The organism is Pseudoxanthomonas sp. P4_B2 (assembly GCF_056402315.1).
This window is the reverse complement of sequence record NZ_JBFUHQ010000002.1, coordinates 906,597-929,786: the sequence shown is the minus strand read 5'-3', so window position 1 is coordinate 929,786 and position 23,190 is coordinate 906,597. Positions and strand designations below refer to the sequence as shown.

4 protein-coding genes are annotated in these 23,190 nt (G+C 56.5%); all 4 read right to left on the bottom strand.

The genetic code is table 11. The features are described from left to right. Positions 1-56: 56 nt before the first annotated feature. Entirely contained in the window at positions 57-6,380 is a 6,324-nt protein-coding gene (locus AC1DTQ_RS08645) for a calcium-binding protein (RefSeq protein WP_477849105.1), read from the bottom strand. Between the two features lie 299 nt (positions 6,381-6,679). Beyond that, a complete protein-coding gene (locus AC1DTQ_RS08640; protein ID WP_477849103.1) occupies positions 6,680-13,990 on the bottom strand; it encodes a calcium-binding protein in 7,311 nt (2,436 codons plus the stop codon). Positions 13,991-14,038: 48 nt separating this feature from the next. Next, the gene (locus AC1DTQ_RS08635) at positions 14,039-14,266 is read right to left on the bottom strand and encodes a hypothetical protein (RefSeq protein WP_477849102.1); all 228 of its coding nucleotides are present in this window, start codon (positions 14,264-14,266) and stop codon (positions 14,039-14,041) included. 68 nt (positions 14,267-14,334) lie between these two features. Beyond that, a complete protein-coding gene (locus tag AC1DTQ_RS08630; protein WP_477849101.1) occupies positions 14,335-23,007 on the bottom strand; it encodes a calcium-binding protein in 8,673 nt (2,890 codons plus the stop codon). Positions 23,008-23,190 lie beyond the last annotated feature (183 nt).

The window sequence follows — 23,190 nt, the reverse complement described above, 5'->3', positions numbered from 1 at the left end:
ATTCCTACCGGTAACAGCGCTAGTGGCCGATCAAGAATCGGCCACTAGGCATTCTTCTATGGAATCAGTGAGTACGCGCGTTCGTTTGCGTGCGGATTGAATGCTTCTCTATCGAACCGACCGGCAATCCCCATCATCGTGATGAGGTTGTGGCAATCCGACACAGACCTTGCGTGGTCGCTCTGATACACCTCGCGGGAAATCATGAGCGGCTTAGTCTGGATATCAGCTCCTGATTCTCGGATGTCGTGAGCCTCCCTGTCATCTTGCGTACTGCCGGATAGGGTCTGGCCGGCTTCGGTACCGGGCAAGAGCATCTGCGCAATCTGGGCGTGGTCCCAGACTGTGCCGTCCGCGAATCTAAATTGATCAATACGATAATAGAAATCGTCGCCCTCGTAGAAATACGCCTGTATCGTCAAACTCTCATTAGCACCGGCAAGTATGAGGTCCTGGCCGCTCTGGCTAACGACAAAATCAGAGGCCAATAGGCCGGCACCAAACTCAACGACGTCAACTTCTTCGCTGTTCTCGCTACCATCATTGATGATGTCTTGGCCGAATCCAGCTTCAAACCGATAAGTGTCGCTGCCGTATCCGCCATATAAGGCATCGTTTCCGGCGCCTCCCCATAACGCGTCATCGTCAGCTGTTCCTTCGATTATTTTATCTACAACCATGCCGGAAATCATGCCAGCAATTGCTGTCTGGTTCCAAACCGTTCCGTCTGCGAATCTGATCTCGTCGACACGGTAGGCGCTTTCCCCATTCATGTACTCGGAGAAGTACGAATCGATCACCAGAGCGTCATCCGTTCCGGCGACTTGCAATCTAAGGCCATAATCTTCCCCACTCAGTACGATGTCGCCGGGCGCGATACCGGCGCCAAACTCCACCACGTCGAAATCGGACCCATCGAAAGCTTCGTCATAGTTGTAGATATGATCTACACCGTCACCAAGCTGGAAGCGATAAGCATCATCGCCATTCTGACCTTCCAGGAAGTCTTTACCGCTACCGCCCATCAGAACATCATTTCCTTCACCTCCGACGAGGTCGTCGTTGCCGGCAAGACCGGATATCACGTCGTTGCCGGCAAGGCCATCGATGTAGTCGTCCTGATCGGTGCCCACTAGGTCATCGTCGCCTCCAGTTGACGGCGCCGTCAGAATATCGCTCGCACTCAGAACGGTGCCGTCTGCAAATTGAAATTGCTCGACCCGGTACTCAGCGCCAGCGAACCAGTTGGAAAAAGTGATCTGGTCCGTGCTTCCTGCAAGGCGTATCACCAGGTCGTCGTATTCCTGCGTCACTTCCAGATCGGACACCGAGATAGCTTCGCCGAAGCGGAAGATATCCGTTTCAGCAAGACCTTCACTATAGCTATCACTCCCATACTCGTTGCCGTATTCCAGGACGATGTCTTGACCATCGCCTCGATTGAACACGTACGTATCCTGGAATATGCCGCCTTTCAATGTGTCATTGCCTGCCCCACCCTCCAATGTATCGGTATCGGGTACTAAGACAAGGTTGCCGCTGTCCTCATCGTGGTAGCCGTCACCGCCGTCAAGCTCATCGTCACCCGCACCGCCGCTAAGCATGTCGTTGCCCGCATCACCATTCAGGCGGTCGTTGCCATCGCCGCCATCCAGGTTGTCATTGCCACCCTGTCCGTACAGCTCATCGTTTCCAGCGCGGCCGGTAACCACATCATCCTCTGCCGTGCCTTTGAAGGTATCGTCGTATTTGGTGCCTTCAGCCATCTGCCTGTGGATTTCGGAAAGATCCCATACCGTACCGTCGGCAAATCTGATCTCGTTGATCCAGCTATTTATCTGGGAAAACAAAATTTCGCTATTGAAGTACATGGAAAGGACGATCTTATCGGCTCCTCCAGTTTCCGCTACTACGATTTCGAGATCGTCGCCGGAACGCACGAAGGAAATACCGTCCGGCGATATGCCCGACCCGAATTCGATCGAATCGAAGTAGTCAGTATCGTCATCGCCGCCAGTATATTCGTGCGATATGACGTCGACTCCCGAACCAAGCTCGAATCTATAGACATCGTTTCCGTGACCGCCCTGTAGATAGTCATGACCAGATCCCCCTGTGAGGATGTCGTTTCCATTACTCCCATTGATAGAGTCATCGCCGCCTGCACCATCGATCACGTCACTAACTTCCGTTCCGATGATGGATTGGTCCGATTCCGTTCCAAGCAACAGCCGCCTGACGAGCTCGGCATAATTCCAGACAGTTCCGTCTGCGAATCTCACCTCTTCGATACCGCCTTCCTGACTTGGGATATGGGAACCCACCTGATAGTTGTAATGATCGACAAAACCCGGCAATAGGATGCGATCGGTCGTTCCATTGACTATCAGTTGAACGCCGTCAAAGGTATTGGAAACGGTCACATCGTCGGCCGATATTCCCGCACCTATCTCGATGATGTCGAATCCTTCGCCACGGTCCTCGTAAATTGTGTCGACTTCGCTTCCTGTTTCGAAGCGATAGACATCATCGCCAGCGCCACCGTACAGCCAGTCCAGGCCACTGCCGCCATTTAGGGTGTCGTTGCCCGCATAGCCCATCAAGAGATCGTTTCCGGCATACCCCGTCAACGTGTCGGCGGAATCGTCTCCCCTCAACTCATCATTTCCGGCGGTACCGGTGCGAGCGATGTTGAGAGCCGAATTTTCGACCGTAAGGATCGCGCCATCGGCGAACTCCACGCGGTGCCTGCCGTTACCCGCGTTCATGAAGCCTGCCATCAACAACCCACCTGGCGCACCGTTGGCGTTGGTGAACCCGATAACTAGATCATTACCGGAGATCTGAAAGTTGCTGATTCTGCTCGAAGTCAGGGCGACTTGGACGACGTCCGAACCCGCGTTCGCATCCGCAAGCCCTAGAATCGTGTCGTATCCGAAGCCATCGTAATGGTAGGTGTCGTTACCCGCCCCACCTTCCAGAATGTCGTTGCCAACCCCGCCGAGCAGCGTGTCGTTGCCGTTTTCGCCATAGAGCCGGTCATTACCGGCCAGGCCATATATCGTGTCATTTCCATCGCCTCCGTAGAGGTGGTCGTCGCCTGAAGTGCCATTGATAACGTCGTCGCTGCCCGCTCCAATCGCTACTCCAAGACTCTGCACAAGATCCTGATGCGTGATTACGCTACCGTCGGCAAAAGCCAGACTAGCCGAGGCATTCGGACTGAAATAGCCAGCAGCGGTAATGATGTCGTCGGTTCCTATCAGACGGATGACCAGGCTCTCGCCTGACACCGCGAACGACAGGTCGGCGACTTCAATACCGACCCCGAAGCTGATGACATCAATGCCTGAATCCGCCGCGCCCATCTGCTGGATAACATCGCTGCCCCAGCCCCGCTCGAAAAAGTAAGTATCGTTGCCGGCACCGCCCACAAGGAAATCGTTTCCGCCCCCCCCGACAAGAGTGTCGTCGCCGGCCGCGCCATTCACATGGTCACCGCCTTCTCCACCCTCTAAACGGTCGTTGCCATCGGCGCCGTAAATCTGGTCGTTCCCTAAGCCGCCGCTTGCCCGATCATTACCGATTCCTCCATAGATAAGGTCATCGCCAGCATCACCATCGATTACGTCGTCGCCATCCGCTCCATCGAGCTGATCCTTACCTAGCCCACCGTTGATCTGGTCATTTCCGACTCCACCATTCGCCAGGTCATCTCCGTTGCCGGCATTGATTACGTCATCGTCCTCGAATCCTGCCAACTGATCGTTCCCATCTCCGCCATCCAGGCTATCTTTGCCCGCCCCGCCGTCAAGATGGTCCGCGCCCGCTCCTCCCGTTAGCATATCGTCGCCGACGCCACCCGACAGCTGGTCGTCGCCCTCAGCGCCATGAAGCCTGTCATCATCCTCGCCGCCAGAGAGAGAGTCGTTGCCGGCGCCGCCGTGCAAGTAGTCATTGCCCGCCTCACCGAACAGTAGATCGTTTCCTTCTTCTCCATATAGATAGTCAATGCCGCTGCCTCCCTGCAGCTCGTCGTTGTCCTGACCACCATACAACTCGTCGCTGCCTGCGCCCCCCAGCATCAGGTCGACTCCCTCCTGACCGAACATCGTATCTTTGCCGCCCTGACCGAGCATCTGGTCATCGCCAATGCCACCGAACATTACGTCATTGCCGCCCTCCTCTGCGGCGTCATCGGCGTGCCCGTCGCCCCGAAGCACATCATTTCCATCTCCGCCTGAAATATAGTCCCCATCGGCTTCGCCGAAGATGAGATCGTCGCCAGCTCCGCCATCGATCCCGTCAGCGCCATTGCCTCCCGCAAGTGAGTCCTCTCCATATCCGCCGGAAATCACGTCGTTTCCACCATTGCCAGCAATCAGATCGTCATCGTCCCCTCCATCGATAAAATCGCTGGCCGCACTGCCGCTTATGCTGTCGTCTCCGGCACCGCCATAGAGCGACACTCCCTTGATGATCTCGAAGGTATTCTGATCACTTCCGCTCCCTGACATGTCGCCCCAGGAAGTATCTTGTGAAGGTGTGGACAGGTCGTCTATTGTGAAAATTCCGCCCCACGTACCTTCAAAGCGGAAATTAGCGGTCGTGAAGTCGAAAGCGCCCAGCTGCGAATACCCAAGAAACAGTCGAAGATTGTGGTCTTCGTCGGACAAGAACTCGTTTGGTCGTTCCCAGTTCAAGTGACTACGAAACTGCGACCAAGCCAGATAAAGCTCGCTCAGGGTTGGCGAAAACAAAAAGACGTAACTCGACATATCGGCAGCGATGAAGTCGTTACCGTCGCCGCCGTAGACTACCGACTCATCGGCGAATCCGGAAATTTGATCGTTGCCGGAGCCTCCGTCTATCTGATCCTTGCCACCGGCCCCATAGATCAAATCATGGCCCGCCCCGCCCTCTATCAGATCGTCTCGCACCGTGTTGGTGCCATAGATCATGTCGTCGCCCGCACTTCCGATATAGTGGTTGCCTAGCTGCCCCTGTGGCGAGTAAAGCTGCAAGTAGTCGTTACCTACTCCTCCAGCAAGGATTGTTTCCCATCCGGTCTGCTCTGGCTCGTCCGGTTGTGCCGGCAATGAAATACCGAGCTCACCTTGTTGCCAACCCCGAACCTCGATTGTTGAGCCGCTACTTCTATGCATGAAGACCAGCGTCTGGTCGGGGCCGGCATTGGAAATCCAGATCCTGAACATACCGTCGCCAGTTTCCCATGCTCCGAGAGACGCATGGCTTATTCCCCCAAAGCCCTCTACGGTTCCAGCGATATTGCTGCCGTTGAATGTGATGGCACCCAAACCATCGACGTCGGCAATCACATCATTAGTGGGGCCATCAGCAAAATCGGCTGAAACGAAACGATACGTGTCGTGCCCATCGCCTCCTTCAAGTGTGTCGTTCCCGACGCCCCCAATTAGCACGTCGTTATCGTCGCCAGCTATCAGAATATCGTCTCCTCCACGACCTTCCAGCCTATCGCTGCCGGAACCACCGCCCAGGATGTCGGTTAGATCGTTCCCTACAAGCAGGTCTTCATCGGCGCCGCCACCTATAAGGTTTACTCGCCCTGCGAGCCCAAACGAAACATCTGCCCCTGCTGTGCCAACCTGAGCAACTGCGTTGATACTGTGGAAATTCGCAAATTCCCCCCCGTACAGCCGTGTGTATTGCTCAATAACGAAGGCAGTTTCTTCGTTTGCAAACTGGGACTGAAAGAACTCTTCTATTTCGTCTTCAAAAAAGGTGCTCACCGTCCACGCTATGCCGGCGCCGATAATCAGTAAGGGCCATGAAACTGCCCCGATCACCGCAAGACCCGCGCCGATTACCGCATCGACGGCATACCCAACTGCAACCATCGCAATGGTTGTCGCCAACCTGCTGCGGTCGCCGTCGCGAAAGGCATCCATCATTTCTAACCCCGTGAGGACCTTATCGGCCCGCCCGAAGAACTTGCCCAATCGCGTGTCTCCGAGCGCCGCTCCTGTGTAGGGCACAGGCAATGCACTCAACACGTTAACGAAATCTACGACGTATTGCAGCTTATCCAGGTTTGTACCGGGAGTTTCGATTCCCTCGATGAATGCGCTGAAGGATGAAACCATCCTGGACGAAGCCGCTTGCCAGGCTTCGTTCTCAGATAATCCCGGCAGTTCGCTGAAGAGCGTCACTAGTTCAATTGCTTGCCTAGCAGCGGTTGTGTGTGCGGTTACCAGTGCGCCAGCTACTTCTTCGTCAGGCGTATCGTCGCCAAGGTTATCAATACTCAAGCCAGCAGATTCGATTGCGTTTCCGAATAGGGCGACCAGATTTCTGGAAAGCTCCGCAACTAAATTCTGAATTTGCTCGTCCGTATACATGACCTCTTCCTTTTTTGAATGTGGATAAATGGCTCAACAAAAATATCGCTGATAACGATCAAATGGGTCTCTTTGGTTCCCGCAGTTGGTGCTCTACACCTTTCTCTGCCTCATACGCATGCTCTTTCAGGGGAATATCCACGATCAAAGTCATACCGGATTTCAGCGCTGCATTTACCCAGGCCTGACGAAACCAATGCCTTTGTTCACCACAGCGGTTCTCAGCGACGCTAACTTCTGAGCAGTGCATAGCAGTGCCTTGCCAGCGACCGGCTACTCGCCGGTCGCTAGGCATTCTTCTAGGGAATCAGCGAGTATGTGTGTTCGTTTGCATGCGGATTGAATACTTCCTTGTCGAACCGACCAGCGATCCCCATTGCCATGATGAGGTTGTGGCAGTCCGACACGGACCTTGCGTAGTCGCCCAGATATCCCTCGCGGGAAATCATGAGTGGCTTGGTCCTGACATCGGCTTCCATGTCAGGTGAGGCCATGGCAGGCAGGCTGCTGCTGAACATCTGTCCGCCCGCGGGTTGATCGTGCCAGGTCGCGGAGAAGGTGGGTGCGAGCGCATTCGATTGGCTGGTCGTTAGTGTCGTCTGACCCAGCGGAGGAGGCGTCATTCCTGCCATTGCGTTCACCAACGCTTGGACATCGGCCGCATACAGCACCCGATTACCATCATCGGTTCTGATCTCTTCCACCCGGTATTGCCCACCCAGGTACCAGTCCTTAATCACCAGCTTATCGGTCGTGCCGATGATGGAGATCTCCAGGTTATTGCTGCTGGTCGGGCGCTTGAACCATAGTTGGTCGTAGGTAATGCCGGTGAGGAAGCGGGCAACGTCGGTATTCCCGGCGGTGCTGTCGTTCTCCACAACCGTGTCGGTTCCATAGGTGCGCGCCATCAGATATGCATCGTTGCCTGTGCCGCCGGTTAGCGTGTCAGTGCCGCCTTTTCCTTCCAGTGTGTCGTTGCCACCCAAGGTGGTGAGCGTGTTGTTGCCGCTATTGCCTACAAGCACGTTACCGATGGCATTGCCCGTTCCGTTGATTGCGGACGTACCGATCAGCGTGAGATGCTCGACGTTCGCACCCAGGGTGTAAGCGATCGAAGACCGAACCGTGTCTTCACCCTCACTGGCCAGCTCAGTCACTACGTCGCCGGTAGAGCCCACGACATAGGTGTCATCACCGATACCGCCAAGCATCGTGTCGCTACCGCTGCCACCATCGAGGAGATCACTCCCTTCGTAGCCCCGTAAAGTGTTGGCACCCCCATTGCCGGTAAGGGTGTTGTCTAATGCATTGCCTGAACCGGAGATACCGTTTGAGCCGCTCAGCACCAGATCCTCTACATTCTGGGCGAGGACGTGCGTCACACTGGACGTCACGGCATCCAGACCCTCGCCTACAAGTTCGACCACCACATCATTGGCGTTGTCTACGACATACGCATCGTTCCCCATGCCGCCGATCAGAGTGTCCGCGCCGGCTTTTCCGTCGAGCGTATCGTCGCCTTCCAGGCCCTGAAGCGTATTAGGCCGGCTGTTGCCCACCAGCATGTTGTTGAGCGCATTGCCGGTTCCGTCGATCGTAGAAGACCCCGTCAAGGTCAGTCGCTCAACATGGTCGCTCAGCACATATGACACCGATGCATTCACTAAGTCGTTACCTTCTCCCGCCGACTCAATGACCCGATCGTCGTAATCGTCCACCGTGTAAATATCGTCGCCCGTGCCGCCGAGCATGCTGTCGCTACCGCCGCTACCATCGATGATGTCGTTGCCGGCCAAGCCCATGATGCGGTCCGGATCATAAGTCCCGGTGAGCGTATCGGCGCCCCCAGTACCCGTAATCTCGTTAAGGACCACTAGAGCGAAGTCGATCGTGACGGACTGACCCCAGGTATCGGTGGCCATGATCTGTATGTTCTCGTATGCATACGCCTCCACGGGCGGCGTGCCGCTGAAGGTCTGAGTCTGCACATCGAATGTCAGCCACTCGGGAAGATAATTGACATCTAGGGTCAACGGCTCGCTCGCCTCGTTCAAGAACGTGCCCGTAGGTAGCACGAAAACGTACGGGTGCCCCCTGAGTACCTCTTGCCGCGGAATCACCGCACCCAGCACTGGAGGAGCGTTGATCTGCACCACCTCGTCCACGTTCCAGACCGTGCCATCGGCGAAGTGAATCTGCTCCAGACGCGAGATCTCGTTGAGGTCGTGCTCATGTGCGTAGTCGATGCCATCCGAGATATAGATCCGCTCGCCTCCGATCATGATGTATGTTCCATCGGATACAGTGCGCCGGACCTGCACATCGGCAGTCGTGATCCCGGCTGCTAGCCTGAGGACGTCGACCTTGTTAAGTTCGTTCTCGCTCTCGTGAATATAGTCCCACCCATCCCCCATGGAGTACGTGTACGTGTCCGCGCCCAAACCACCATGCAGTTGGTCCAGGCCCAGCCCACCCTCCAGAATATTGTCAGAATCGTTGCCCACAAGCGTGTTGTAACCGGCGTTGCCCGTCGCTGACGTGGCCCCTGCCAGCAGTTCCAACTGCTCCACGTTTTCCGCCAGGACGTAATCGATCGAACTGAACACCTTGTCGTTGTCATATGTCCTTCCGGGATCGACATATTCCACGACCACGTCCCCGACGGAGTCGACGTAATACACATCGTCTCCATAGCCGCCACTCATTTCGTCGTCGCCTGTACCACCATTGAGTACGTCCGCCTTGCTGCTGCCCGAGAGATTGTCATTGTCAGTTCCGCCGTAAAGCGAGACCGCCTGCGAGCCGCCCTGGAGGTAATCAGCGCCACCGCCACCGTACAGCGTGCCGCCGCCATAACTGTCATAGCTGAAGGAGATCCTGTTGTCTTCGTCGTTTCCGTACAGGACGCCAGAAATGCTAGAAACTAGCCTCTCCACATTGTCGGCTAGGGTGTAGTTTCCGGTGATCGAACCCGCCTCCAGCATAACCGTGTCAATGCCGCCACCGGCGCCCTCAACGATCACATCGCCAACATCTGCGTAGTACGTATCGTTCGCGCCTCCGCCTATCAGCACGTTGGCCGCACTGTTGGCACTACCGCCAAGAATGTTCGCCCGTCCATCGCCTATCACGGTGATCGCCTCGGTGCCCACGCTCCGGAACTCTCGGACGGACTGGTCGAACTGGAAATCGATGTTTAGGGTGCTGTAAATCGCGAACCTGTCGGTGCCAGGTGTGCGCCCCCCTCCAGAATGTACATCGTAGCCTTCCCATGTATCCCCAATGTTGTCGACGTAGATCGTGATGTACCGACTCCCGTACGCATCGCCGCCGAAAATGTACTTGTCCGCTCCTGCACCGCCATCGACGATGGCGCTGTGGATGGCCCAAGCACTGGCGTTAATTATCTCGATGGTATTGTCACCATCGTTGCCAGTGATCGTGAAGGGATATGATGAAGTGCTATATGAGGTATAGATGAGGTTCTCGACGTTCGCCGACAACGTATACGTCATCGGTTGGTTCACGTCCCCGATATAGGCCGTGTCGATACCCTCGTCTTCCAGTTCGTGGATATCTTCAACGCCGTAATAGACGTCGTTCCCCAGCCCGCCGTGAGCCTCGTCATTACCGTTATCGCCAGCCAGCCGATCATCGCCGTCTTCGCCATATAAGGTATCGTTGCCATCTCCACCTTGAATGTAGTCATCTCCGGCAGAGCCGTGCAGTATGTCGTTGCCACCCAAGCCATTTATCTTGTCGTTGTACTGGTTGCCGGTGTAGACATCGTCGCCTGAAGTACCTAGCCACTGTGGTCCATAGCCATAATCCGTGGCGGTCCAGCGCGTACCATCGGCGAACTCGATGACGTGACTGGCGCCCTCCAGGAAGAAATTCTCCAGGATGACTACGTCATATGAATCCGGACCATGCACGAAGCTTATCCAGAGGTCTTTGCCATTCACCGTATGCTGGGCACCCTGCCAAGACAAAGTGGCACCGAACTTGATGGTGTCAGGGCCGTAGTAGTACGCATCACCCAGAACAATCCTATCGATCCCAAAACCGGATTCAAACTGATAGGTATCACGGCCGGCCCCTCCTTCGAGGGTGTCATTGCCTGAGCCGCCAGTGAGCACATCGTCTCCATAGCCACCGTTCAAGTAGTCGTTGCCCGACAACCCTTGCAGAACGTCGTTTAAGCTACCCCCATAAAGACTATCGTTGGCCTCAGTTCCCACGATGGAGCCGGATCCAACGACTGGTGTGCTCATGCCAAGAGTGGCAAACAATTGAGCGCGCGTCGTCACGCTGCCGTCGGAAAAAAGAAGTTCGCTGTTGTTGTTGTTTCCGTCAGGAGCGAAATATCCCTCAACCTCAATCTGGTCTTCAGTGCCTGCTAGGCGAATGATGAGATCATCGCCGTGAACGGAATATGCCAACTCGCTGGCATCGATGCTGCTGCCAAAGCTGATTACGTCGGGCGTGGCGTCCGAACCGTACACATAGATATAGTCATTTCCAAAGCCGCGCTCGAAGAAGAAAGTATCTTGTCCGTCGCCGCCCGTCATTAAATCGCTACCGGTCCCGCCGACTATCGTATCGTTTCCAGTGTCGCCATAGATTCTGTCGTCACCATCAGCGCCAGTGATCAGATCATTGCCTGTACCGCCATCCAGATAATCGTTTCCGCTGCCGCCATCGAGCTCATCGGCATCTTCATTGCCGGATATGTTGTCATTGCCATCTCCGCCAGCGAGCGTGTCGCTACCGGCATTTCCGTTCAGAATGTCGTCGTCCGCGCCCCCGTCCAAATAGTCGTTTCCGGAGCCACCAGCCAGTTGATCCAATCCACTTCCGCCCGAGAGTGTGTCGTTTCCCGCATCACCCCACAGCTGATCGGCGCCATTGCCGCCTGAAAGCGAGTCGACGCCATCGCCGCCTTGTAGTTGATCATCCCCAAGCCCACCGCTCAGGGAATCATCGCCTGCTTCTCCCCAGAGCTTGTCAATGCCATCGCCGCCGTCGAGGGAGTCGTTTCCTTCACCGCCGACAAGCTCGTCATTTCCCGCGTCTCCGGACAGTCGATCATTCCCCTCGTCACCCCAGAGCTTGTCATTACCGTCGCCACCACTGAGCGAGTCATTGCCCAGCCCGCCGATCAATCTATCCAGACCTGCGCCCCCCTGCAGACGATCATCGCCGTCTTCGCCGGAGACAATGTCGTCATCCGCGCCGCCGTCGATCTCGTCATTACCGCCACCACCGTACAACTCATCGTTGCCGGCATCGCCTTTGATCACGTCCTTGCCGTGCTCACTTGCGTCGAGCGTGGTGGAGTCTCCTAAAATTGTGTCGGCACCCGTGCCTCCCGAGAGGGTGTCATCCCCACCATCGCCGGAGATCCAGTCGTTGCCGGCACCGCCATCAATATGATCATTACCGGACACTACCGGCTGGCCTATGGCAATGCCAAGCACAAAATCAATGCGGTCCCCAGAAAGGATGTCGTCGCCTTCACCGCCGTCGATGACGTCAGTACCCCCTTGCCCGGAGATGCGGTCGTTGCCCAATCCACCTACAAGCACGTCATTTCCGGACGCATTCGCCGTATTGGAAACGCGCGTCGAAAGGTAAGAGAAGAAACTGGTGCCGTAGGTCAAGTCGTCGCCGAGGATCAAGTCGTCGCCGTCCTCGCCGTTGATGAAATCGTTGTCGGTGCCGCCTATCAGTAGATCATTACCGGTTCCGCCCGCAATCCTGTCGTCGCCTTCTCCACCGTAGGCCGTATCGGAACCATCGCCGGCGTCGATGTCGTCGTCGCCGTTCTTGAAGACATTGGGGTCCAAGTCGACCCAGACGGTCTCAGTCTCGGGACTACCGTTGGCCATACCCCAGGCCGCAATTTGCAAACCGAGAAGGTGTTGCGGAGCATTGTCGGCATCGGTAGCGCCCATAGCGTTGTAGGCGAACCAGCCATTGCCATGGGAAATCGCATCGCTACGTCCGTCGAATTGATCGCCATACGTTGGATCGTTCCACGGCGCCCAATCCATGACATTCGCATAGTTGATGATGATGTCGTTGCCCAGACCGCCAATCAGTCGATTAGAGCCGGAGCCACCCAACAACAAATCATCGTCCAGTCCACCGTCGATCCAGTCGTCGCCGTAGCCGCCATCAATCCCATCGTTTCCCGCCAGGCCTGAGATAACATCGTCGCCGCTGACCGGGGTTCCGGGATCGTCATCGCCATCATGTCCAATCAGATCGTCGCCATTGGTCAGCGGGAATGGGTTCTCTGGCGAACCCGGCTGATTATAGGTTGGCAGCGATATTCCTAGATCACCGTTGTTCCATCCCTCTACCAGGATCCTAGCTCCGGATTCTCTATGTACGATCGCGAGCGTTCGCTGCCCCTCGGACCCTAGAACCAAATACCTGAATACTTCGTCACTACTGATCCATGAGAATCCGTCCCGTGAGACATGATCAACACTGGATCCGACTATATTCACGCCATTGAATCTAATTTCGCCTCGGCCATCGTCGTCAATAAGAGTATCGGCGGACGCCCCCCAAGCAAAATCGGCTGAGCTGAAATTATAAATATCGACACCCTGGCCGCCTCGCAATAGATCACTACCTTCCCCGCCCTCCAAGATATCGTCGCCTTCTCCGCCGATCAGATTGTCGGAGTTCCGCCCCCCTTGCAGGCTGTCATTCCCTTCTCCGCCGGACAAGCTATCGTCAAACAGCCCACCCAATAGAAGGTCGTCCCCACCTCCGCCTATCAATATGCTGCTAGTAGTCCCCAAATATTGAGATGCCAATACATCGTCAGTTTCCTTACCAAAGGCTAGATAATCACCAAGTTCCGGCAAGTAGGTCGCACCGCCTCCTGCCACCATTGCGGTGATCAAGCGTGATGCATATTCGCGCTCATCTTCTGGCTCCCGAGCGAGCGCGTACATGTCTTCAATAAATGTATCAGCGGCCGCCCCAGCCAAGATACCGGCGACTGAACTTACTCCTGCAACTACGGCCACAAGAGGCCAAGAAACGGCACCACCAGCGATAACTATGCCGGCCCCTACTCCAGCGGCTAATTGAGTGACATAAGACCCTATAATTACTCCCAGGGAGGCGGATAGATTCCCTTCCTGCGCGGCCGCGGTCATCTGAAAAAGATCAAGTCCGCGCGCCACGGGCTTCAGAATCGCCTCAGCACCTAATCCGATTGCAATCGAATCGGTCTGGTCTTCCAAGCCACTAATTGAACCCATAACAAAATCTGGCCATTTGGTGAGCCATGATTCTGAAACCTCTTTGAGTAAGTTAGCTTGGGCATTTAGATTGGACTGCAGGTTGAGACACGTTTGCAGAAGTTTCTGGTCGTCTTCACCAGCGAATCTATCCGCCAGAATTCCTGCTACCTCGCTGTTCTGCCGGAACACTTCTGCAGCTATGGTCGCTAATAGTGGGATAGGCACGTCCTCTCCGTCGATATCTATGCCATTGGCATCGAGGGCGCGCTGCAGGTTTCCCGCGAATGCTGAGGTTATCTCAGTGATGATCATCTTGATGAGATCGTCTTGGGGCGTATTCATAGCTATCTCCTAGGCATAAATATGGTTGTCGGAATCCGTTCGTCCCAGCTAGTTTTCTCCATAGCCGGTCGACTTCCGTTTAGTAATGTAAATTTGATTCGGTTTAGGCCGTTGCAGCAGGCCGCGTTGCAACGCAAGGTCGCGCCCGGCCGCGATCCGTTCTCGCTCGCATGATTGATAATCATGGCTCTTGACGTACTTCTCCACCCGCAGATCAGCGTTGCGAACAACGCCGATCTTGTGGACTCTTTCAGTTTTAGCCGGTGAAGCAGCCATCGCTTCAACTCCCTGATGCGATACGAGACATCAACCGCCGATCGGAGATCGGCGATCGCAAACTTCCATTAAGGAACTAGCTGGTAAGCACTCTCGCTTACATGAGGGTTGAAGCGTTCGCGGCCGAAGCCTTCTGATGTGGCCATCAGGTCAATGAGCCGGCGGCAATCCGAAATTGCCCTTGCCGAGTCAATTTCAGACTGTCCAAACGAAGTGGTCGTGGCGCTAAATCCGTCCCGGACGATAGCCTCATACAGGTCGTCTTCCCTTTCGAACGACGCAGCCCTTATTTCAGGCAACAACCCCCTTGGCCTCGATACTCCAGCTGAGGTGGGTCTGCGCTCCATCGTCGTGCCGGCCGTTTCCATCTCATTGGGCGATGTCATGGCAGGAAGGCTACTGGTGAGCATCTGGCCGCCTGTGGGTTGGTCTTGCCACGTCGTGGATAATGTGGATGCGAGCGCATTAGTCCAGACCGTCCCGTCGAAGAACCGGATCTCGTCCAACTGGTAGTTATATGCATTCACTTCGTTCGACGAGAAACCCCAGCCGAGGAGCAAGATACGGTCTCCCGTAATGCGATGCGTGAGCGTTACGTTGCCCTCAGATTCTGCAACCTCGATGTCAGACGCATTGATGCCCTGGCCGAATTCGATCACATCGGTGCCAAATCCATTGCCGTTAAAATCGATATTCTCCAGAACGTCGCTGCCCCATCCAAGTTCGAACCGATAGGTATCGTCACCTTCGCCGCCAGTCAGAGCATCATCTCCCGTGCCGCCGATGAGGACGTCGTTTCCTGCGCCGCCGGAAACAGAATCATTGCCCGCACCGCCGCTGAGCATGTCATCGCCCGCGAATCCTTCCACCACGTCATTTCCACCTGAGGCATCGATAGTGTCGCCGCGAGGCGTTCCCGACAGTCTTTGGTTCGTGTCGTTTCCAGTAGTAAGCCGCGCGGTCACCTCGGCGGCTGTCCAGACCGTGCCATCGACGAAACGAATTTCATCTACCTGCGTACTGAACTGATCTTCGGCATCGGACGAGTAGTGCCAGCGATCGACATGGACGCTGTCGCCCGACACGCGATGCGTCAGCCTCACCGAAGAGCCATCATAGGACACGACATCGATGTCGGCCGCTGCTATCCCTTGACCGAACTCGATCGCATCGAACCCCGCTCCGTCGCCATTGAAGTCCCTGGTATCCAGCGCATCGTGGCCCCAACCCAACTCGTACCTATAGGTGTCATCACCTTCACGTCCGAACAGGGAATCGAATCCAGCTCCGCCAGTCAGCACGTCATTGCTGTCGCTGCCATAGACCGTGTCGTTTCCGCCCAAGGCATCGATAGTTCCGCCATCGGATCTCATCAGCAGCACCTGGTCGGTTGCGTCGCCAGTCATGAGTCGCGCATCCATATCGGCCGTGGTCCAGACAGTGCCATCCGCGAACCGGAACTCGTCGATCTGGAGATTGGATCCATCGGCTGCGTTCGAGGAGTAGGCCCAGTTGTTTACTTGTAGCCTGTCGCTGGAACCCTGCCGCGTCAGCACCAGGTTAGCTCCGTCGGTAGAAACAACGATATCCGAGGCGCTGATTCCGGCACCGAACTCAATCGTATCGAAACCGATGCCATCGGCGTTGTAGTCCACTGCATTTATCGAATCGTCGCCCCAATCCAACCCATATCTAAACGTATCATTTCCTTCATCGCCCACGGAGAAATCGTTGCCTGCTCCGCCTTCCATGACGTCGTTTCCGCTCGCGCCCAACAGGACATCGTTCCCGCCGAGGCCTCGCAAGACGTCGTCCCCTGCCGTTCCCGCGATGAACTCGCTGTCGGAGGTGCCTACGATCGCGTTGTCTTCGGGTGGGAACAGATTCAAGATATAGGCCGTGTTCCACACGGTGCCGTCACCAAAGTGGATCGAATCGATGGCGCCAGTGGAGCTTGCCTCGCCCGAGAAGAAGTCCTTCACCGTTAGCGAATCCTGGGTGCCGGAGACCGTGAGAACCAGGTCGTTATCGATACGCTGGGTCAGAATGTCGGTTGAGGCGATGCCCGGGCCGACTACGATTCTGTCGACGTAGAGCCCCGCCGCGTCCTGGCTGTGGATGACGTCGCTGCCGGTGCCCAGCTCGAAATGGAAACTGTCGTCGCCGTCGCCACCGTCGAGTGTGTCGTTGTCCGCACCGCCCGACAGCGAGTCGTTTCCTGCGCCACCCATGAGGACGTCACTCCCCGACCCGCCCAGCAAGGCGTCGTTTCCGGCATGCCCCGTCAGCAGGTTGCTGCCAGCATTTCCGGTCAACGTGTTATCGAGCGAATTGCCCTCGCCGGATAACGCGTCGCCGCCTACGAGCGTCAGATTTTCGACGTATTGCCCAAGCGCGTAGCCGACAGATGCAAGCACGGTATCCGTGCCACCGGGATCCACTTCCGAGAACTGTTCTGTGACCGGATCGTAACGCCACTCGGATTCGAGAGCGACATCGTCTGCGCTATCGACACGGTACAGATCGTCGCCGGCGCCACCTTCCATGGAATCGATGCCCATGCCCCCATCCAGATCATCGTTTCCATCGCCACCAGCCAGGTAGTCACCGCCTTCGTCGCCGCGAAGTATGTCGTCGCCAGCATCGCCATAAAGCGAGTCCTGGCCGCTTCCGCCAACCACCAGATCATTTCCTCCATCGCCTCCGACCTGATCATCACCGGCACCGCCGGCCAGTTGGTCGTTCCCATCCGATCCGTACAGGGAGTCGTTACCCTCCAGAGCATTTATCGTATCCGCGCCTTCGGTGCCGTAAATGGAATCGTTGAATTCAGATGGCGATTGATTGGCGGCCATGTAGTTGACGTCCGCCATCGTCCAGACCGTCCCATCCGCAAAACGGAATTCCTCGATACCGTTCATGGCGTACAGATTGGCGGCGCTGCCACGGATACGTATGCCGTAGTAGCTGACCACGACATCCTCGGGCCTGATGTCTGATGCGAAGCGGACGGTATCGACGCCGTTGGAAGCCGTCGGCGTGCCATAGAGGTAGTAAGTGTCGTATATGCGGTCCTGTCCGCTATTGCGGCCGAACAGGTAAGTGTCGGAACCGTCGCCACCGGAAAGTTCGTCGTAAGAGCCGGACAGTTCGTAGGACGCATCCGTACCGCCATCGACTACGTCGTCTCCCTCGCTGCCCCGCAAGCGGTCCTTCCATGGTGTACCGGTGATCAGCCCGGATAGCTCGCCGCCATTCATGGTGATGCCTGGGCCGGTGTAGCCAGCACGGCTCAGCATTTCGTAGTAATCCAGCGTCGCGCCGTCCTCGAAGACAATCTGGTCGATAATCGAAGAGAACCGCGGACCTTCGTTGAGGTAGTACTCGTGGAGCACCATATACTCGATTCTGGTCTGATCCCCGGTAATCGTGTTGGTGATTACCAAGTCGCGATCGCCTGCCTGCCCGCCCGTTCCTGGGGCTCTGTCCACCAGCTCGAATGTCATATCCTGCAGGCTGATGCCCGGCCCAAACAGGATTCGGTCGTAACCCGGGTCGCGACTCCAGTTGCCCGAGTTGTAGGCCGTATTGAAGTCGGTGATGACATCGCTTCCGTGGCCGACTTCCAACACATAGGTGTCGTCGCCTAGCCCACCATCCATAGTGTCATCGCCTAGCCCACCGATGATGACGTCATTCATGTCGGATGGATTACTGCTGCCTGAGTAGTCGAGCTGTTGCGCGGTTTCACCCCACAAGTAGTCATTACCTTCCCCGCCTTCGATCAAGTCGTTACCGTGACCACCCTCAACGACATCGTCGCCTCTTCCACCAAGCACGTGATCTTCGCCATGACCGCCTGAAGCGAGATCATTCCCGTCACCGGCGTCTATAAAGTCGTTTCCCGTTCCTCCTCCGACGTTGTCGTTTCCTCCCAGGCCAAGGATTGAATCATTTCCTCCATTTCCGCGTATGAGGTTGTCGAGGTTAGACCCCGTAAGGACATTGCCATTCTCGTCTCCGTAAATAAGCACGTCGCTCAGCGCAGCAGAAATCTCGGCTGGTCCCCAGACGGTGCCATCTGCAAACTCGATGCGATCGATCGGGAACAGTTCACTCAGCCCCTCCCATATATTCTCCCACCCGAACTGGAATTCTATTTGATCTTCGCTACCTTGAAGACCGATCACCAGCCTTGAGCCGGATCCAGGAATATCTTTGAGTGAGAACCGAAGATCCGCAGCAGTTATTCCTTCCAGCAAACGTAGGGTTTCGGAGTTCCACCGAGTCACCTCGTCCACGCCATAGCCGCGACCGAAAACATACGTGTTACGCCCTTCGCCACTGTGCAAGGTATCGTTTCCGGCGCCCCCATCTAGTACGTCGTCACCTTCGCTTCCTAAAAGTTGATCGTCACCATTACCTCCGATGAGCTCATCGGAGCCTAACCCGCCATATATACTGTCATTGTCATCACCGCCAAGCAGACGATCATTACCATCGTCCCCATTGATAAGGTCGTTGCCGCTGCCACCTACAACAAGGTCGTCGCCACTGCCGCCGGAAAGCGAATCGTTTCCTTGGCCGCCATCCAGGCTGTCGATTCCATCACCACCATCAAGGCCGTCATCACCGATGCCGCCTTCGATAACGTCATTCCCACCTCCGCCGGTGAGCCCGTCGTTGCCCGCCCCCCCGGCCAGAAAATCATTCCCCGCCCCACCATCAATAACGGTGTCATTACCATCCCCGCCATCAAGCGAATCATCACCTTCATCCCCCCACAATCTGTCTGCTCCTGTGCCGCCCAGCAATGAGTCATTACCTACGCCGCCATACAACGAATCGTTGCCGCCCAGCCCATGGAGAGTGTCGTTACCCCCATGACCGCGCAAGGTATCGTCGCTACTGCTGCCAGTCAGGACGTCATCTAAGCCGGTACCAATGCTTCCGCGTATGTAGGACGCAGACCAAACCTGTCCATTAGGGAACTGAATGACGTGCGTCCCATTGCTCGCCGCCAGGAATCCCTCCAGGATCAGAGAGTCGATGCTGGCGTTCGGGCCGTATCCGTTGCTAAACGTCAGGCTGATGTTATCGCCGTCGATCATCACGGTGACATTGTTGGTGGTGAGCCCGGTGCCCAACCGGATGACATCGCTTCCCGAACTGGCCGCAGCCAGCCCCTGGATGGTGTCGAAACCGAAGCCTTGGGAGAAATAATAGTTGTCGTTGCCGGCTCCACCATCCAGCGCGTCGTCTCCCAACGCACCGTATAGGCTGTCGTTGCCATCGCCGCCATTCAGATAGTCGTTGCCGCCCAATCCGTAGATAGAATCGTCACCACCCCCTCCGTAAATAGTGTCGTTGCCATACGTTCCGGTCAGCACATCACTGTCGGGTGTGCCGAAAATCGCCGGTTCCAGACCCAGTGCCAGCCGCAATTGCTCCTGAGTGATGGAGCTGCCATCGGAAAAGCCCAACGTCGCGGTAGCGGTGGGGCCGAAGAACCCGCCGACGATCAACACGTCTTCGGTACCGTCCACGTAGATCACCAGATCCTGACCCTGCGCCGCGTACGACAGATCAGTCGTCTCGATATCGGATGCGAAACTGATTACATCCGCTCCGCCATCGGCAAGATTAGAGATCCTATCGATGCCGAAGCCGCGCGCGAAAACGTAGGTGTCGTTGCCGCTGCCGCCAACCATCACGTCGTTGCCTTTACCGCCCTCGAGCCTATCGTCACCATCGTTGCCCAGCAGGGTATCGTTGCCCGCGTCGCCGACCAGAGTGTCCGCGCCTGCGCCACCGTCTGCGTAATCAGATCCATCACCGCCATTAACCTGGTCGTCGCCGTCGCCGCCGAAGAGGTTGTCATTGCCTGCATTACCGGCCAGAGCGTCGTTACCGGCATCCCCACCGACATAATCGTTGCCATCACCACCCTCGACAGTGTCGTTGTCCTCGTTGCCCGATAGGTTGTCATTGCCTGCCCCACCCCATAGCGTGTCTTGGCCCGCATTGCCGTTAAGAACGTCGCTACCCGCGCCACCATCCAAGACGTCGTTACCTTCACCACCGCTGATCTGATCCGATCCGCTGCCGCCGCTGGCGTTATCATTGCCGGCCTCGCCCCAAAGCTTGTCGTCACCCTCCCCACCGATGAGCGTGTCGGTTCCGCCCCCGCCCTGCAGTTCGTCCGCGCCTGTACCGCCATCCAGCCGATCCGTACCCGCCTCACCCCAGAGTTTGTCGTTTCCATCTCCGCCGCTGAGCGAGTCGTTGCCCAGTCCGCCGATCAGTTCATCCAGGCCTGCACCACCCTGCAGACGGTCATTTCCATCCTCGCCAAAGATGATGTCGTCGTCCGCACCTCCGTCTATCTCGTCATCGCCCCCACCGCCATAAAGTTCATCGTTGCCGGCGTCGCCTTTGATAACGTCTTTGCCATGCTCGCTTGCATCGAGCGTAGTTGAATCGCCGAAAATTTTGTCGGTACCCGTGCCTCCCGAAAGGGTGTCATCACCACCATCTCCGGAGATCCAGTCGTTGCCGGCACCGCCATTGATGTTGTCATTACCGGAAACTACGGGCTGATCGATAGCCATGCCAAGCACGAAATCGACGCGGTCGCCGGAAAGGACATCGTCGCCTTCACCGCCGTCGATGACGTCAATACCACCCTGCCCTGAAATACGGTCGTTGCCTTGTCCACCGATCAAAACATCGTTTCCGGACACATTCGCCGTTGTGGAGATGCGTGTTGACAGGTAGGAGAAGAAGCCGGTGCCGTAGGTCAGGTCGTCGCCGAGGATCAGATCGTCGCCGTCCTCACCATTGACGAAATCGTCGTCGCTACCGCCTATCAGTAAATCGTTGCCCGTTCCACCTGCGATCCTATCGTCGCCCTCTCCGCCGTAAGCCGTATCGGAACCCTCTCCAGCATCGATCTCGTCGTCGCCGTTCTTGAAGACATTCGGATCCAAATCCACCCAGATTTCGTCTGTCTCAGGATTGCCGTCGGCAGGGCCCCAGGCCCAAACCTGCAAACCCAGGAGATGCTGCGGTGCGTTGTTGACGTTGGTTGCGCCTGTATCGTTGTAAGCGAACCAGCCGTTGCCGTGCGACACCGCATCGCTGCGCGTGTCAAATTGATCGCCGTATGTCGGGTCGCTCCACGGCGCCCAGCCCATGACATTCGCGTAGTTGAGGATGATGTCGTTGCCCAGGCCGCCGATCAGGCGGTTGGAGCCGGGGCCGCCCAACAGCAGATCATCGTCGTGTCCGCCATCAATCCAGTCGTCGCCGTAGCCGCCATCGATGCCGTCGTTGCCTGCCAGACCAGAAATTACATCGTCACCACTGACAGGCGTTCCGGAGTCATCATCGCCATCAAACCCAATCAAATCGTCGCCATTAGTTAGCGGGAACGGATTCTCGGGCGTTCCCGGCTGACCGAGATCGGGCAATGTGATGCCAAGATCACCGTTAGACCAGTTGCTGATGGTGATGCGACCACCGGTTTCGCGGTGAATGAGCATCAGCGATGCGCTATCGCCGCTATCGATCACTTGCAGGCGGAAGACTCGGTCGTTGGTTTCCCAACCAAAGCCGTCACGCGAAACGTTGTTGAGCAGAGAATCGCCGATTGCTACGCCGTCGAAGGTGATGCTTCCGAGACCATCGGAATCGATAATAACGTCATCCGATCCAGGGCCGAAGTCGGCCGCAACGAAACGATACGTGTCGTTCCCATCGCCACCTTCAAGCGTGTCGTTGCCGATGCCGCCGATCATTATATCGTCGTCGTCGCCGGCTATCAGAATGTCGTCTCCACCACGACCCTCCAGCCTGTCGCTGCCCGAGCCACCGCCCAGGATATCGGTCAGCTCGTCCCCGACAAGCAAATCTTCGCCTGCGCCACCGCCTATGAGATTCAGCCGCCCTGGCAGCCCAAACGAAACATCCGCCCCTGCCGTGCCAACCTGGGCGACGGCGTTGATACTGTCGAAGTTCGAGAATTCGCCGCCGTAAAGCCGCGTGTACTGCTCGATAACGAAGGCGGCTTCCTCGTTTGCGAACTGGGATTGGAAGAACTCTTCGATTTCGTCCTCGAAGAAGGCGCTCACCGTCCATGCCACGCAGGCACCGATGATCAGGAAGGGCCAGGAAACGGCTCCGATAGCCGCAAGACCCGCAACGATTATCGCGTCTACCGCATAGCCAACTGCGCACATGGCGATGGTCGTCGCCAGTCGGCTGTAATCGCCATCGCGAAAGGCATCGATCATTTCGAACCGGGTGAGGGCTGTATCGGCCCGCCCGAAGAACTTGCCCAACTCCGTGTCCCCGAGCGCCGTTCCCGTATAGGGCACAGGCAATGCACCCAACGCGTTGACGAAATCGACAACGTTCTGCAGTTTCTCCACGTTTGTACCAGGCGTTTCGACCCCGTCGATGAACGCGCTGAACGACGAAACCATCCTGGAAGAAGCCGTTTGCCAGGCTTCGTTACCGGCAAGCTCCGGTAGTGCGCTGAACAGCGTGACCAGTTCGATTGCTTGTCTGGCCGCGGTCGTGTGTGCGGTTACCAGCGCGATGGCAACTACCTCATCGGGCGTCTCATCGCCGAGGTTATCGATGCTCAAGCCAGCCGATTCGATTGCGTTTCCGAATAGCGCAACCAGATTCCTGGACAGCTCCGCAACTAGATTCTGAATCTGCTGATCAGTGTACATGGCATCTTCCTTCTTTGGATGTGGATGTATGGCTCAACGAAAACGTTGTTGACAACGGCCGATAACGATCACGCGAATGCAACGTCCCTGGCGCCCGCGTTGGGCGCTCGACTATCTTTCCCGGGCCGCCTCAGCCGCATGCTGCTTCAAGGGGCTTAACAAATAATCAATCACTCTTCTCTT

Excerpts from the sequence above, each read along its gene's own strand:
- AC1DTQ_RS08645 (WP_477849105.1), bottom strand. The coding sequence starts at position 6,380 with ATGTATACGGACGAGCAAATTCAGAATTTAGTTGCGGAGCTTTCCAGA.
- AC1DTQ_RS08640 (WP_477849103.1), bottom strand. The coding sequence starts at position 13,990 with ATGAATACGCCCCAAGACGATCTCATCAAGATGATCATCACTGAGATA.
- AC1DTQ_RS08635 (WP_477849102.1), bottom strand. The coding sequence starts at position 14,266 with ATGGCTGCTTCACCGGCTAAAACTGAAAGAGTCCACAAGATCGGCGTT.
- AC1DTQ_RS08630 (WP_477849101.1), bottom strand. The coding sequence starts at position 23,007 with ATGTACACTGATCAGCAGATTCAGAATCTAGTTGCGGAGCTGTCCAGG.